13 protein-coding genes and 1 pseudogene are annotated in these 15,036 nt (G+C 45.8%); 11 read left to right on the forward strand and 3 right to left on the reverse strand.

Annotation, left to right across the window (positions count from 1 at the left end):
• Nucleotides 1–198 precede the first annotated feature (198 nt).
• Nucleotides 199–427 (forward strand): annotated as a pseudogene (locus A6E01_RS17340) (type II toxin-antitoxin system prevent-host-death family antitoxin).
• Nucleotides 428–609: 182 nt separating this feature from the next.
• Here A6E01_RS17340 and A6E01_RS21700 read toward each other — a convergent pair.
• Nucleotides 610–825, reverse strand: coding sequence for a zinc ribbon domain-containing protein (locus A6E01_RS21700; RefSeq protein ID WP_198596487.1), 216 nt, complete (start codon nucleotides 823–825; stop codon nucleotides 610–612).
• Between the two features lie 41 nt (nucleotides 826–866).
• On the opposite strand from A6E01_RS21700, the gene A6E01_RS21060 reads away from it, so the two are divergent.
• From A6E01_RS21060 to A6E01_RS17365, 4 genes are all read left to right on the forward strand, one after another.
• A protein-coding gene (locus tag A6E01_RS21060; protein WP_102329805.1) for an IS630 family transposase occupies nucleotides 867–1,900 on the forward strand; the annotation gives its coding sequence in 2 pieces (ribosomal slippage) (nucleotides 867–1,038 and nucleotides 1,038–1,900; 1,035 coding nt in all).
• 212 nt (nucleotides 1,901–2,112) lie between these two features.
• The gene (locus A6E01_RS17350; protein ID WP_065210840.1) at nucleotides 2,113–2,640 is read left to right on the forward strand and encodes a hypothetical protein; all 528 of its coding nucleotides are present in this window, start codon (nucleotides 2,113–2,115) and stop codon (nucleotides 2,638–2,640) included.
• A 364-nt stretch (nucleotides 2,641–3,004) separates the two neighbouring features.
• A complete protein-coding gene (locus A6E01_RS17360; protein ID WP_017031481.1) occupies nucleotides 3,005–3,409 on the forward strand; it encodes a DUF6088 family protein in 405 nt (134 codons plus the stop codon).
• A gap of 1 nt (nucleotide 3,410) precedes the next feature.
• Nucleotides 3,411–4,349 (forward strand): nucleotidyl transferase AbiEii/AbiGii toxin family protein, encoded by a 939-nt coding sequence (locus A6E01_RS17365; RefSeq protein ID WP_082961401.1) that lies wholly within the window; start codon nucleotides 3,411–3,413, stop codon nucleotides 4,347–4,349.
• A 978-nt stretch (nucleotides 4,350–5,327) separates the two neighbouring features.
• Here the strand turns inward: A6E01_RS17365 and A6E01_RS17375 are convergent.
• Together A6E01_RS17375 and abiEi are read right to left on the reverse strand one after the other, a co-directional pair.
• Nucleotides 5,328–6,215, reverse strand: coding sequence for a nucleotidyl transferase AbiEii/AbiGii toxin family protein (locus tag A6E01_RS17375; RefSeq protein ID WP_065210842.1), 888 nt, complete (start codon nucleotides 6,213–6,215; stop codon nucleotides 5,328–5,330).
• Nucleotides 6,215–6,748, reverse strand: coding sequence for a type IV toxin-antitoxin system AbiEi family antitoxin (abiEi, locus tag A6E01_RS17380; RefSeq protein ID WP_017029554.1), 534 nt, complete (start codon nucleotides 6,746–6,748; stop codon nucleotides 6,215–6,217). Before abiEi ends, A6E01_RS17375 begins: the two co-directional genes overlap by 1 nt.
• Nucleotides 6,749–7,165: 417 nt before the next feature.
• Here abiEi and A6E01_RS17385 point away from each other — a divergent pair, with 417 nt between their 5' ends.
• The 6 genes from A6E01_RS17385 (at nucleotide 7,166) to A6E01_RS17410 (ending at nucleotide 15,023) form a co-directional block, all read left to right on the forward strand.
• A complete protein-coding gene (locus A6E01_RS17385) occupies nucleotides 7,166–8,761 on the forward strand; it encodes a tyrosine-type recombinase/integrase (RefSeq protein ID WP_065210843.1) in 1,596 nt (531 codons plus the stop codon).
• Nucleotides 8,736–11,615, forward strand: a complete 2,880-nt coding sequence (locus tag A6E01_RS17390) for a site-specific integrase (protein ID WP_065210844.1) — start codon at nucleotides 8,736–8,738, stop codon at nucleotides 11,613–11,615. The genes A6E01_RS17385 and A6E01_RS17390 overlap by 26 nt, the downstream gene beginning before the upstream one ends.
• 10 nt (nucleotides 11,616–11,625) lie before the next feature.
• Nucleotides 11,626–12,834, forward strand: a complete 1,209-nt coding sequence (locus tag A6E01_RS17395) for a hypothetical protein (RefSeq protein WP_065210845.1) — start codon at nucleotides 11,626–11,628, stop codon at nucleotides 12,832–12,834.
• Nucleotides 12,835–13,081: 247 nt separating this feature from the next.
• The gene (locus A6E01_RS17400) at nucleotides 13,082–14,245 is read left to right on the forward strand and encodes an Arm DNA-binding domain-containing protein (RefSeq protein ID WP_065210846.1); all 1,164 of its coding nucleotides are present in this window, start codon (nucleotides 13,082–13,084) and stop codon (nucleotides 14,243–14,245) included.
• A 215-nt stretch (nucleotides 14,246–14,460) separates the two neighbouring features.
• Nucleotides 14,461–14,706 (forward strand): type II toxin-antitoxin system CcdA family antitoxin, encoded by a 246-nt coding sequence (locus tag A6E01_RS17405; RefSeq protein ID WP_065210847.1) that lies wholly within the window; start codon nucleotides 14,461–14,463, stop codon nucleotides 14,704–14,706.
• Entirely contained in the window at nucleotides 14,706–15,023 is a 318-nt protein-coding gene (locus tag A6E01_RS17410; protein ID WP_017243213.1) for a CcdB family protein, read from the forward strand. Before A6E01_RS17405 ends, A6E01_RS17410 begins: the two co-directional genes overlap by 1 nt.
• The last annotated feature ends 13 nt before the right edge of the window (nucleotides 15,024–15,036 follow it).

Below are 15,036 nucleotides of genomic sequence, written 5' to 3' on the forward strand. Positions count from 1 at the left end.
CAAAATCTTCAACTTACATTCTATGAGCAACAACTTACTCGCAAAGGTTCTCATTGCTACATCATTGATGAGTTTGTTTATAGGTACAAATCACATGTACCATTTCACTTTTCGCACAGATCGCACGATTTGATTAAATTGAACATTTCGTGTGACAAGTTATAATTTCACTTGTAGAACCAAGCTTGGAGATTGCTCATGCACACATTAACAGCTAATGATGCGAAACGTAATTTTGGCGAGTTACTTCTTAGTGCTCAACGCGAACCGGTTAAAATTAGCAAAAACAGCAAAGACGCTGTAGTGGTTTTATGAAGATCTAGAAACCATGAAGGCTGAATACCTCAAGCATTGCTTTGAGTCTGCAGAGCAAGATTTAGCTCAAGGAAATGTAATCGATGGTGACGATTTTCTTAGTGAGCTGTAACCATTTATGCCAAAGAACAAATACAAACTAAGCAAATTAGCACAATCTCATTTGCAGAAAATCAAAAGCTATTCCGTTGATAATTTCTCTGAAGCACAATGGCGAAATTATAAGGAAGTACTGCTTAGCGGATTCCAGGTACCTTACAACAATTCTATCTCGAACTTGACATCCTCCCCCCGCTAAAGCAGGGAGATTCCTACCTCTAGACGGGGATGTCCCGCCACAAGAATGTTCAAGGCCACATTAGTATCGCGGTGTTCTACTCCGCATTCAGAACATGCCCATTCTCTTATTCCAAGACTTGCCCTACCTTTCGGACTGCTTGCGGGGATAGTCCCACAGCTCGAACAAATCTGGGTGGAGTACGATTCGTTAATACCAATTAAAGTAAAAATATGATCTAATTGAGGCTAACAAACAATTGTGAAATATTGCTATGGATAGCCTTGATAACACCGATTTCAAAAAGCTAGCGAGTCAACAAAAAACCATTCAGATGAAGGTTCGCTTACTAGCGCTTGCACACTTCAAAGAAGGTCATTCGCGAACTCAAATTGCTAAATATCTTAAAGTTAGCCGAACCAGTGTGAATAAATGGGTTAAGGCCTTTTGGAAGAAGGTTTGGAAGGGCTTCAAGAGAACCCCCGCACAGGTAGACCTGCATATATCAATGAGGAACAACGAAAACAACTCAGCGAATTCATACAGAAAGCAGCTGAATCACCGTCTGGAGGACGTCTTGTCGGTAGCGCTATACATGACTACATCGTTGAACACTTTGATAAACACTATCACCCCAATTCCATCTATTATCTCCTCGAGCACATGGGTTTTTCTTGGATAACTTCTCGTTCAAAACACCCTAAGCAATCACAGCAGATCCAAGACGATTTTAAAAAGTTCCAAATAGAAACGATCCTTAAGATCCCCGGCCATATTGAGCTAGAACAGGTTGATGTCTGGTTTCAAGATGAGGCTAGATTTGGTCAGCAGAACACAACAACTCGTCTTTGGGCAACTCGCGGAACGAGGCCTAGAGTCGTAAAACAGCAGCAATTTGAATACGCTTATTTGTTTGGCTCGGTGTGCCCAGCAAGAGGGATCGGCGAAGCAATAGTTGTTCCTTGGGTAAACAAGGACATCATGATCAACCACCTAGAACAAATATCGAAAGCCACAGAAAAAGGTCGTCATGCAGTCGTAATAATGGATGGTGCAGGCTGGCATACGGACGACATAGCGAACCAATTTAATAACGTCAGTATCATCAAGCTTCCTCCATACTCGCCAGAGCTGAACCCTATTGAACAAGTTTGGAGCTGGTTAAGACAACACTATCTAGCAAACCAAAGTTTTATTGATTATAACGACATTGTTTCGAAGGTCTGTCACGCTTGGAATGGATTTCTTGAGTGCAAAGAACGAGTATCAAAAATGTGCAAAAGGGATTGGATTGAACTGATCAGTTAATTTTCCGGAATGGTATTATTACGTATCTCGCACTTCGAACGCCAGACTCAGATCTTTCTAAACAACCATTTCCACCAAGTTACTACTTACTAAGCCCAGTGCAATTCTATGACTCGGCCGATATACCTGCGTATATCAGCGCAGTTATACTCAATTTTGGAAATTAAAAATCTAGGGTAAGTTAAAAGTGTCCATTGCGTTTTGGAGGCACTATGACCCTTTTTAACTTACCGCCCACGAACCTTGCTGCACGTAACAATTGGGAGAGTTTTCTTACGATTCTTCCAATGTACACACCACTTAAAGGCGACCTGCTTGCCTCTGCAGCATTAGATCTCTCTATCGGCCCTAAACCGCTGATTTCAAGATTATCAGAACAGAATACGCTTGGCGTTCACACGCTAAGCCAGCAAGAAGCACTCATGACGACTGCGGACAAACTCTGGCACAGTTGGAAGTCCGATCCCACTGTGAGAGTTGCATTAGCGCAATACGCAGAGGTGTGTTTGCATCAATCAGGCGATTTACTCAACGATATGGCCTTACACTATAAAGTACGCGGATTTGGCCTGCTGAAATACTACTTCTGCGCTGTGCAAATGGGCGTATTTGACGACAAGAGCGAGCTTTGGGAACGCCATTGCATACTCGCACGCTATCGTATTTGGGGAGAGCACCTCAATTTTTCTTACTTCAAGATGGAGTTTAAATACAATCTTGCCGGCACTAGGTTGCAATGATGGCATTCAAGCGTCGCATGCAAATAACGCATTTGAGCTTATCTCAATGGGGTTGATCTTTAAACCTCCCAAGAAAAATAACGCTATTGTTAAGGATGTGAAATTGGACGATACCATTCGTTATCTGGGTGTAGGAATTGAGGATACACTGATCATTTCAAAGAAACTAATTCCCAGCAAGGTCAGATGAATCACTATAAGTATGTCATTTTTAAGGAAATGTTATTTAGTCAATAAATTCAATAACTTACTGACCACTCAATCTCTATAATGTCGTATGTTTGCTTTCATATATGCCGTATTTATTCCTAACACATTACTATTAGGTTATAATACCTATACATAACAAAGTTAGGAGGTTCAAATGACAGCTGTTGATCGTGTTTATCAAAAGATAAAGCGTTCGAGACGCTATGTTTTTGAGCGCAAAGACTTTGATGGTTTTGCTAGCTACGATCAAATCGGTCGAGCATTAAGGCAACTGGTTAAACAAGGTGAGTTAATAAAACTTGGTTATGGACTGTACACCAAAGCACGCATTAACGGCCTAACCGGAAGACCGATGCCCACGAACCCTGGTGGAAGTGATGCCCTGATACGTGAAATATTAAGGATGAAAGGTATCGATTTTGAAATGGACAGCCTATCTTTACAAAGCTTATCAGGAGAAAGTACACAAATCCCATCCTCCGTTCAATACTCATGGAACCCCAAACAATTTAATCGCAAATTGACTGTCGGTAACCGAGTATTAAACTCGCCAAGTTGATATGGAAAAACTAAAGCAACAATTTCTTGAGGTTTCCGATGCACTTGAGCTCGGAAACCCAGCCATTATTGAAAAAGATTACTGGGTCGTTGCGCTACTGTCTGATCTCGCTAAAGTGGCACCTAACTCTCATAAAATGATTTTCTCTGGCGGGACTGCTCTAGCAAAGTCCAACGTTAAAATTCGTAGAATGTCAGAAGACGTAGACATTAAACTGATTCCGAAACCAGTATTTGATGAACTAAGTCGCTCCAAAAAGAAAGCGGCTCGTAAGGTATGCATCAACAAGATTGAACAGGCGCTCACTCAGTCAGAGCGATTCACGGTTGAAGCACGTAGTGTACGTGATGAATACCGTTATGTTGAACTCGAACTTAAGTACCCGCAGCAGTTTCGCCAAGCACCGTGTCTTCGCCCTATCATTAAACTGGAGCTGATAGAGACAATTCCATTATTGGATGTAGAATCTCGCTCTATTCAGTCTTTGGTGGCGGAGTTGTATAAACAACCACAAGAGGTGAAGGCGTTTGATTGCGTCTCTATCCATGCAACCTTAGTTGAAAAAGTGATTTCAATGTTGCGCCGTACCATGTCAGTGAAGCGTGATACACAGCGTAAGGATGATGTGGCTCTCGTACGGCACATATACGACGTTCACTGCATAGTTCAATCGGAAGCCCCTGATTATATGGCGCTGACAGAGCTGTTTAAAGCGGTATTAAAAGAAGATATTGAGCGTTATGGTAACCAACACGCAGAGTTTGTCGCCAATCCCAAGCAAGAGCTACAATTCGGGCTGAAAGAGCTTGAAGAAAACCCTATTTTTCGCCAACGCTTTCAGGACTTTGTTGCCCCAATGGTATTTAACGCTGAACCCCATGATTTTGATACTTGCTTTGCTTCCTTTAGAGGTATAGCTGAATCGCTAATTCAATTTTGAGTCATGTTCAGCGCTTATCCAAGAGAACTACCGCCATAAGTGTTCACCAAGCCCTATTGATATAAAAATGTAACCTTACGCACTTGATCCCACTTTTGATACTAAATGATCCTTCTAGGAAGCCATCATGGCTTCATGACTAGAAAAAAGCACCGGTACGCCAACGAAGAACAAAGTTGTCAACAAATCTTCCTCATCTATAACTTAACGCCCTTTTCTCACTCTACAAAGCCAACCACACTAAACCATTGTTTTTAAAATATTTAAATCACTAAAAACTAATCAAACCCCTGCTCCTACCATCGATTTTGGAAATAAAAAATCGATGGTAGCGTGGTATTAGGCATTGCTTAAACACGCGTCACCAATATGCAGTGCCTCTGTCAATTTAGCTGACCAAGGAGAGCGCTATGGGGAAGATTTCAGCACAGCAGCAACGCAATCGCGCCAATAACAGTGGCGGGGTTGCACCCGATGCTCAGGTGATTGCCACGACTCTGAAGAGGTTCGTCTGCGCAAAATCGTGACCTTTTTGACCTGGTGGATGACGCACTCCCTACTCGACATTGAGGGGATTGCATTGATGCTTTGGCTTGTATTTCGTGCCTTTCAGAGGGTTCTCTGCATGACCACCTTCAAGTAGTTAATTTTAACAACCAACTTCCCACCACTCGCTTTCCGAACATAAGGCCAAAAGCTGTTCATCATGCCAAACCGCAAGCTCTACTTTAGCCATATGGTCTCTGCGATATTGGTTTCGTACTTGTCGCTAATCCCATCTTATTTGACGGTTCACTGGTATTTCCTAGTTGTCTTGAGAGCGAAGAGTGTTTTCGTTAATCTCAGTCAAACAAACAGTATATATTCCTAGAATTAGTTGGCGTCCGTAGGACAGTTGCGCTATTCAAATGCTCCCACTCTACTGGAGCAAGATATACAAAATGTTACCTATTAGGTAACATTTTGTATATCATTAAATCAAATACTCATATCAAACGGATTCGAGTTGGACCTGTTCAGTACCTGTTGTGACAATGCCTTAATCTCAGATTGTACATACAACCAATAATCAGGATTATCTAGGGTACGTTCTTTCACAGTCTTGGGTACAAATCGAGACATCTCCATATGGAAGTCTTCTTTCACCTCCTCGTGAGTGAGGAGCTTTTCTACTTGAGCATCTAACTGTTGCTCAAAGTCCTTATTCGGCTTGTCACGTGCCTCCAATTTCTTTGCAATCAGATCGTGAGACACGCTAATTCCCTGTTGCTTGATCCAAACTAAGTCCCAAACATCGCGTGGTTTTATACGCCTGGTACGATAGGCCAAAGCGATAAACTTCTCCGCAAAGGTCTCCTCTAGTGATTGAACAGGAATTATTAAACCTTCTATTGGGGAAACGATGCTGTAGTGATTGATAAGCGGTCGTTTCTTCGCATCGAATGACGGAATCGCACACACATCAATGTGCATCTTCTGACGTGGCAAATCTGGCCGACCTGACTCCTTCTCAATGCTGATTTTCCATGACGATGTATTTCCTTGAGGTTCACCAACAGGCTTACTTACAAGGACATCGGTTTCGTACTTATTTTCTATGTACTTCTGGATTTCTTGTTCTAGACCATCAAAATTTGAGGGCTTGAAATCATGACCCCCATTAAAATCTAGGTCTTCTGATAATCTAGAGCTGTTATAGCAAAGCCTTAACGATGTTCCTCCAATGAATGTCAGCGTTTGCATTGCACCTTCTCTTACTAAGACATCCATGATGTCATGATGCAGAATTTCCTTTTCAATAACAGATGTAACTTCAGCATACGCAGGGTTTGCTTCAACTACACGTTTAATGGCTTCTTTTAACATTAGTTTTCCAGCATATGTAAATTACGTTTGGTGGCACGAAGATCTGAGATTGCTTGCTCATTACTCGCTCGATACATCATAATTTCAGGGTCTAGGTAGATATTGCTGGCGATCTTATCGACTGGTCGTGAGGTATGTGTAAACTCAAGGACGCCGTAAGGGGTCTCAAATGTACCTTTACGTCCTTTAGTCATTATGGTTACTCTGCCCATAACAATTTGAGAAATCACCCCTGTGTAGCTTAATTGGCTCTCTAAACTTATGTAATTCAAGACGCCTCCCCTGATTTTATTGGCAATCTTATAAATGGCAGTAAGAGGATCTGGAGGCGTGAGTGTACTTTCATATATACCTGCAGCCAACCTCCGTACTATGCCCTTTTTGACGCAGTCAGTAAGGAGCTTGCGCAAGGCAATGTTATTTTCGGCGTTTAGATAAAACGCAATTTCTGCAAGCGTTAGTACTCCTCCTCCAGCCTTTGTAGAAGCTGAAAAAGCAGATAGCAGTTGTTCCTTTTTAGATAGATGCTTCATGATCAACAATTTGTTACCTTATGAGTAACAAATTGTATTGCCGAATTTTTACTTAGTCAAATATTCTCGTTGTTACCGCTAAGTCAGTAGATCCGAAAAAGCCGTCGCATTCTGTATGCTGTATCTCCTTCCACCCTGCAAAGAAACCTCCAACTCGAAAACAATCTCATATAGTACAAATTAATCTATCCACCCTACTCATCTATAACTTAACGTTCTTTTCTTACCCCAGAAAACAGGACCCAGTAAGTCATTGTTTTTTTATAAATTTATATCACTAAAAGTTAATCAATCCCCGGCTCCTACCATCGATTTAGGAAATCCAAAATCGAATGTTAGCTTGGTATTAGGCATTGCTTAAACACCCGTCACCGATATGCAGTGCCTCTGTCAATTTAACTGACCAAGGAGAGGGTTATGGGGAAGATTTCAGCACAGCAACAACGCAATCGTGCGAATAACAGTGGCGGGGTTGCGCCCGATGCTCAAGTGATTGCCACGACTCTGGCGATCGCTTTGCATCGTATTCATCGCAGAGGCGACTCTGAAGAGGTTCGTCTGCGTAAGACCGTGACCTTTTTGACCTGGTGGATGGCGCACTCCCTACTCGACATTGAGGGGATTCAGCATTTACCACGATTGGTGCGCACGACAGGAAATGCGGACTGCCAAGCGAACAGTCTCAGACCCATGCGCGTGAACAACGTCACTTGGATAGAGTTTGCGATGGCCTACCCAACCAAAGAGGGTGAGATCTATCTGTGGCAACCGGTACCGGATGCCTTTAATGCTCTGTTTACTGAAGCACTGCCGTCGGGGTCATCTTCGCCCCTGTTATCTAAAAAGCACCATGAAGCGCTGTGTGCGGACCTGCGTGCTAAATGGAAGACCCTTGGTAAGTTGGCCAGTCATGCCAGAGTGCGAAAAGATCGCCTGTTTCGCTATTGGATGAACATGGGTCAAAGCGATCCAAAGCTGTCCACCCTTGCTAAAAGCGTGATGCTACCGATGTATCAAGACCATCATCGTCACGCTAAAGCCTACCAAAGAGAGAGCAGTGACAAACTGCGCTTTGCTATTTTTGAAGCGCACAATCGCTACCTTAAGCGCCTATTGGATGCCATCCGATTGCATGGGCTTAAAGGTTATTTTCCTTTTGAGTTCAAGCTGAGCGTCACTAGGCCCAAGTACTTAATGCAAACGGGCAGCATCTCTCAACTGACGCGAGTGCAGCAAAACGGGACCTATGTGCATACGCCTACTGAGCCGATATCGGTCGGCTCAGACAGAGCGCTTTCAATCGATGAGGTAAGGCAGTTTTATCACTGTCTGTCGGACGCGGTGCATGAGGCGCAATGCACGCGCTGGACCCACTCATCACTCAGGTACTATTACAATCTGCGCACCTATCAAATCGCGTTCCAGTTCTTAATTTTGACTGGCGTGAGGCCCACGCACGCCATTTCGATAGAGGCGAGCCAGTGTTTTGATGCTCGCTACGCCATGGTGCGTGATAAAGGGCGTTATCGCACCATCTGGCTGTGTGATTTCTTCTCTCATGCGTTAAAGGAGTACCTGGCCGTTCAGCACATCGTTTGTATGCACCTGTCGATTACACCTAAGAGCAAGATGCTGTGGTATCTGCTCGATGAAAACTTAAAGGCGCAAAACCTCACGGCAAAGAACCTTCGCACCGCAATGGCGAGCTTTTCTTCAGAGCCTAACGTAGTGCCGTATCAGCTTCGTCACAGTTTTGCGCAGATGGCGCTCACTGCGCGCTTCCCAGCTCTGTCCACGCAGCACATCGACCGACTGATGGGCCATAGCGAGTTTGGTGAGCAATTAGGGCGTGAGCAAGCCTTCCCAGCAAGCCATAAAGTCTTACACGCGCACCTTAATCAGATCCCGAGCTTACTTGGACTGGATTCCCCAGAGACCTTCAGAGGCTCATTACTCAATTGCGACCCACTCACCAAGGAGGCTCACTATGCTCAATCCCCCGTTAACGGCTAAGCCTATTCAAGCCTTTGTCCGTAGCATGGGCTTAACACCGCAGGATGAGGTGCATTATGACGTGATACTCACGTATATTGCGGAGGGCCACTCACCGCTACGAGTGCTCAACACTGAGATGCTTGAGCATATTCGCACGCACATTCACAGTGTCCCCAGTGGCCGGCAGAGAAGACTGACTGAGGCGCTCAATCACACGCTGCTCTACCTTCAGCAAGTGTGCCAATGGCAACTGCCCGAACAAAAGGCCAACGTCTATCGCGACCACATGCAGCAATGGGTGGTGAACATCCTAAAGCACGCGCAACTCGGCGGCGCGCTTTATCGTCATTACTCAAAGAAAAGCTGGGCACTCAATAGCAAAACGCTGTCGCCTTTTGAGCTCATTACCTTGCTGGCCATGGAAGTGGCTCCACTGGCCCTTTCACAATGGCTGGTTATCTTGGCCACTCCGGACTCCATTGAGGTGTTTGAAGAGAGATTTACCCTTAAAGTGTTCCATCCTGTGAGGAACAAAAAAGAGCTTCCCAGCTTTACCCGTTATCTGCTGACGCCAGTGGCGTGTCATGCCCTCTTTCATTACTACCCACAGACCAAGAATCGTACTCGTCGCAAGGCGCAATTGCGTGAGGAACACATGGTTGAGGCCATGAACGCGGCGGTACTGCCCCTCAATACCGGTAACCCTCTGCTTGCGCGCCTTTATCCCAACCCTATCAGCGCAAGACAGTGGCACCTCGCAGTGCAGTCGATTTGGCATTGTGAGTATGGTTATCCGCCCGAGTTGTTGCTCGACTTGGTTCAGCCCAGTCGTCATTTCGCATTTGAGCCGGTGGCTGTGAGCGATGCCCACACACGAAAAGGGCTAAAACAGCTTTATCAGCAGCCCAATGTTGAGGCGAAGGAGACCTCAAAAACTAAGCCTGCCCATGAGTGGCCACACCTTACGCTGCTTAAGCGATTGGCGAGCGAACCAAGGGGAGCACTGGATGCGGAGCTAAATAGTGAACCCACATTAGAGTGGTCAATGGAGGACGTGCTGCCGACGCTGTTTTATCTCTTTACCAAAGAGCTGATTGTGTATGGCGGGGTAAAAAGAAACCGACTGCGTCATCCCACCTTGGTGAAATACACCAGTATTTGCCATCACCTGCCTCGCCCGCTTTCGTATTTGGATGCGAGCGATCCGATAAAGCTGGATACGTGGGCTAAACAGGCTTTTGAATCGCAGGCCATTGAGGGCCGTCAGTGGCTGGTATATAACTTTCTTCGTTTTGTGTCCCACCAAGCGCTGACCGATCATCTGGACGTTCATCAATTTGAGTGCCCGACACTGCCCATCAATGTCGATGCCTACAGGCTGAATGCCGAGCAAGTTCAGCACGCCGCTAATACCCTGCTGACCTCTCGCAATGGTAATCCACTGCAGCGCCTGTTTAGCACCGTGGCGCTCGTTTTAGGGTATTACGGCGCGCTTCGCCGCGGTGAGATTGTAAGGCTTCGTCTTCAAGATGTGGTGGTCACCTCGACGCATACCCATCAATTTCGCCTGCACATTACGCAAACGGCGGAAGGCAACACCAAAAGTGGGCAGTCTCGCTTTGTGCATATGGTGCTGCCAACTGGCATTGCCAAGCTCTTTGAACTGCTCCTTTCACTCAAGCAAAGCTGCCCAAGAGATGTGCCGCTGCTGGGTTTTGAGGGCGAGTCGCTGGGCTCTAGGCAGCTTCACTATCTGTATCCCGTCACACAGGTGCTCAAAGCGCTGTATGGCAATCAGGTGCGCTTTCATCACCTGCGCCATTCAGGGGCGCACCTTTTGTACCTGCAAGGGCTGAGCCTTGCGTGTGAGCATTTTGATCATGCCATTTGTGATATCGGAACCCCTGCGGAGCTGACCACGGAAGTGTGCGAGGCCCGCTTTGGGTTCTGGCTAGAAGGGCGTGAGTTCTCACAGATGAACGACGGCATTTTGCTGGATGTGATAGGCAAAGAGCTGGGGCATCAACACTACGCCACCACGCGTCTGAGTTACCTGCACGGCATTGAATGGCTACTGGAGTTCTTCGCACCTACTCGTGCGTACTCCATCAAAACCTTAAATGCCCTTTTAGGTAAATCGGCGACTGCGAATTTGCTCAGCTTGCCTATCGTGGCCAAACAACTGCCTGATGGGGCTAAGGTGACTCCTGAGAGCATCGTACACCTCACCGAACGACGCATTACCGATGCCCTCCTGCTCTCGCCCTTTGGCAGACGACTTCCACAGCATTATGGACAGGCGCTACCGGTCATGTCCGGCCGTGACGATGAATGGGTCGGTGCCTGGATGCGCAGTGTGTATGAGGAGCGTTTTAAGCGACATCACCTCAGCGCACGAGCAATGTCAGTGCCGGCGCTTCATTGGCAAACCGAGATGCTGATGGAGGCGCTTAAGCGCGGTGAGGTAAGCTTTGAGTCAGCCAGTACGTTGTGGCGCTTGCTGGGCAAGCATCAAGACTTTGGGCTCTCCAGACGACAGCGTAGTGAGCTCAAAAGGCTCGGGCCCATCACTGTGATTGATGAGCGTCATTTTTCGGTGAGCTTTGCGTGTAATCAACGCAACGCCGAGGCGTTTAATGCGCTGTTTCGCGCTCGTCTGTTTCGCTGCTTTGAAGTGTCGTTTTTACTTCAGCAGAATCGCAAACAAAGCCCCGAACGAAAGCTCTCCCTTATCAGAACTCATTACGCCAAATCCGGTGAATCCATCACTTTAGAAACCATCGCAGCCGGCGAGAGCCGCTTTACCGTGACGTTTCGCTTTATACCTGACAGCACAGTGCTGTTTGACACCTTAATTGACTACCTGCAGTGAGGAGACCACCATGCTGACCTTCCCTAATCACTATCGTGCGCCGCTGGCCTCTTTTGCGGCTTCACTCGACAACAAAGGCCCTGAAAACGTCATTACCTTTGTGGTAGAGCGTACCAAAGACACCTTAACCCTCATTGCAGGCTGTGAGGCGCGTCTGCATCTATTGACCATCACGCTTGATGAACACTGCTCACTGAAAACGGGCAAGTTCAGTCTCAATGCCAGTATGTTTAAGCTGTGCTTGGCGGCCTTAGACAAACCGCACAGTGGCGAGCCCATCTCTTTTCATGTGCGATACCACAAAGGAAGACTGCCGGTACTGACCGCGCAGCCGAGCAGCGACCTATGGCGTGACATTCATGCCACGCCAGCCTGCGATTCGCATTTGGGTTTACTGGCTAGAGTGCGCTCCGCCGGATACGAGCCGCTGTCCAAGTGCTGGATAGAAAGCGCCCTGCATCATGCTCATTCTCATCCTAAGCTCTCTCTTTTTAGACTCAATCAGCAAGATGAAAAACTGGAGATCGTGGCGGAGAATACCCTGCACAGTTACGATCTTCCCTATCACACCAATCCACGTATCGACCTTACACTGGATACCGATGCCCTAGAGGGGTTAAAAGCGCTGTGTCATCAGAATCGCTCATCGCGCATTCATGTCTATGCAGACAGCGAGTGTGCGTATTTCTCCGATGAGATCACTACGGTGTGCTTTGGGCTCAATTTTGATGAATCCGAGCTCGAAGCCAAGCCCATTCACTATCAAGTGGAAACCAAATTCAGCGTTAACGTAAATGCGCTATTTAATGAGCTCAAATCTCACAGTCAGGTCGATACCATCAAGCTGGAAAACCAGACGTATCTGTATGTCTCCAATAGCGGGATACGTGTGTGCGGGGCGACAGAAGAAGAGCGCTGTTTTAAGTGCTTTGAGACTAAGGTGCCGCCTTCTGATGAGGCGCTGCTTTACAGTTTAACCTCAACCGAATTTAAACAGGCCATTGGGCAATTTAAGACACTCAATACCAAAGAGATGTACCTGCAGGTGCTGATCACCCCAGAGGGTTCAAGAATGCTTGGGCTGTATAAACACACTCTGTCTGAATTTCCATACTCCACTGTTGCCATTGAGCTGTTTCCAGAAGGATTAGAGGACATCGAAGCGGATATTGAGTTTCACCAAAGCATCACGCCAACACAGGCCGATTTATTCTGTTAGAAAAGTTCATTTAAAAACAGTGTGTTAAGGGCGATTTTGGAAATAAAAATCGTGGGTTAGGCTAGACGTAATCGAGAAAAGAAAGAGAGGAGGTAAAGAGAATAGAGAACAAACACGCAGTTGGAGAGAAGTGGCGGCAACCACTTCCCTCCGCACCGGCTGCTAGGACTTAAACCAGACCCAGCCGATGGCACGATTCTAACCAATCCCATCGGTTAAGGGTATCACTTGATTGATGGAGGCCAACATGGCTCACATACGCATTCGTCCCAATGGGCGTATTCAATTTGATATTCACATCTTTGGGGTGCGCTTTCGTGAAGGCACTAAGTTAATGGCAACGCAGAGTAATCTCAATAAAGCCAAAGCGATGCTCAAACGCATGAACGCCGAGATTGATCTTGGCACCTTTGAATACCGTGATTACTTTCCGAAAAGTAAGAAAGTTGCTCGCTTTGAACAGCTGCAACGCGCGAAAAAACCTGATCGTCTGTATCCCTACTTTGATGACTTTGCCAACGAGTGGTATCAGCGTCAGCTTTCAAAATGGAAAAACAGCTACAAAGGGACTGTCAGAAATAATCTCGAACGCTATCTCATTCCCGAGTTTGGCAATACGCTCATTAATGAAATTACGCTTTCTCAGGTGGAGTTTTTTCGCAATCAACTCATGGAAGACAAAAAGCCTGATGGTACAAGGAGACTGTCGAATCGTCGCATCAACAACATCTTATGGCCGCTCATTGCGATGGTAGGACTGGCCGCCGATGAACATAAGTTTGAGTATCCGCTTCGTCGTTATCGTGCGCTTAAAGAAGAAAAAGCCAACTCAAAACCTTTGACTGTGGCGGAAGTACAGCGCTTTTTGGAAGTGGTAGACAGTGACTGGCGAGATTACTTTGTTCTGCGCTTTTGGACGGGCATGCGCAGTTGCGAGGTACATGGGCTTTTATGGAAGCATGTGGATTTTGACCACCGTTTGATTCGCATTAGGCATAACTATGTGAATGGAGAACTGTGCACGGTGAAAACGCCTAAATCAAGACGTGATTTAAAGATGTGTGACACGCTGTTTGAAGCGCTGTCGCGTGTAAAAGCAAATTCAGAGAGTGGTGGTGAGTTTGTGTTTACGAATCCCAAAGGACAGCCACTCGATACGCATTGGATAAGTACACGCGTTTGGTATCCCACGCTTAAAAAAGCCGGGCTTGCGAAACGCAGGGCCTACGAGACAAGGCATACGGCGGCAGTACTTCATATTGCTGCATTAGAAAACCCGCTCTACATTTCACAAATGCTAGGACACAGCGATACTAGATTACTGTTTGAGGTATATGCGCCTTATGTGGCGAATGCTTCGCAAAGTGATGGTAGCGCTTTTGATAGCTTAATGAGTAAGCATATCCTTTAATGAACAATGCCCTTTAATTTAGATGGTTAAAGGGCATTTTAATGGTAATGCACTTGCATTACTTCGGCAAAAAATACCAAAACATTACCTTAAAGCAAGCCTAACAACACATATGTAAAAATGCCAAGCGTGCTAGATCACTCTCGTATTGTTTGTTATATGCCTTTCGTACACCTATAATTAATGCGCACTCTAAATACGCATAGGTGATTGTCGTGAGAAACTCATATAGTACGAAAGCATCAAAAAAAGCCACTAACTTAAGCTTAAACAGCGAACTACTGGCTGAAGCTAAGCGACTAAACATAAACCTCTCAGCAACAATGGAAAAAGCTCTTGAAAAAGAAGTTAAACAGCGCCAAAAAACTGAGTGGTTAGAACAAAATGGAGACGCTATTAACGCTTGCAATGAACTAACAGAAAATCATGGTCTGTTTTCCGATTCTTACCGAGTATTCTAATGTCACAATTTTCGCTGTACCAAAATAACGATAAAGGTACTGCTACCGCTTACCCATACTTTGTTGATGTTCAAAGTGAAATGCTTGATACACTGAATACCCGGCTTGTGATTCCATTAACACCGGTAGAAATGTTAGAGAAGAAAGCCCCTGTCCACCTATGTCCAGTGATCCATATTGATGAAGGTGACTTCGTAATCTTGACTCACCAAATGGCGAGCGTCCCAAATAAAATCCTGCGTGATCCTGTGAATGAATTGAGCACTTTTAGAAACGAAGTAATTGCTGCTATCGACTTTCTGATTACTGGCATATAACGCTTATCAGGCT

The organism is Vibrio breoganii, assembly GCF_001677275.1.
Classification (GTDB): Bacteria; Pseudomonadota; Gammaproteobacteria; order Enterobacterales; family Vibrionaceae; genus Vibrio; species Vibrio breoganii.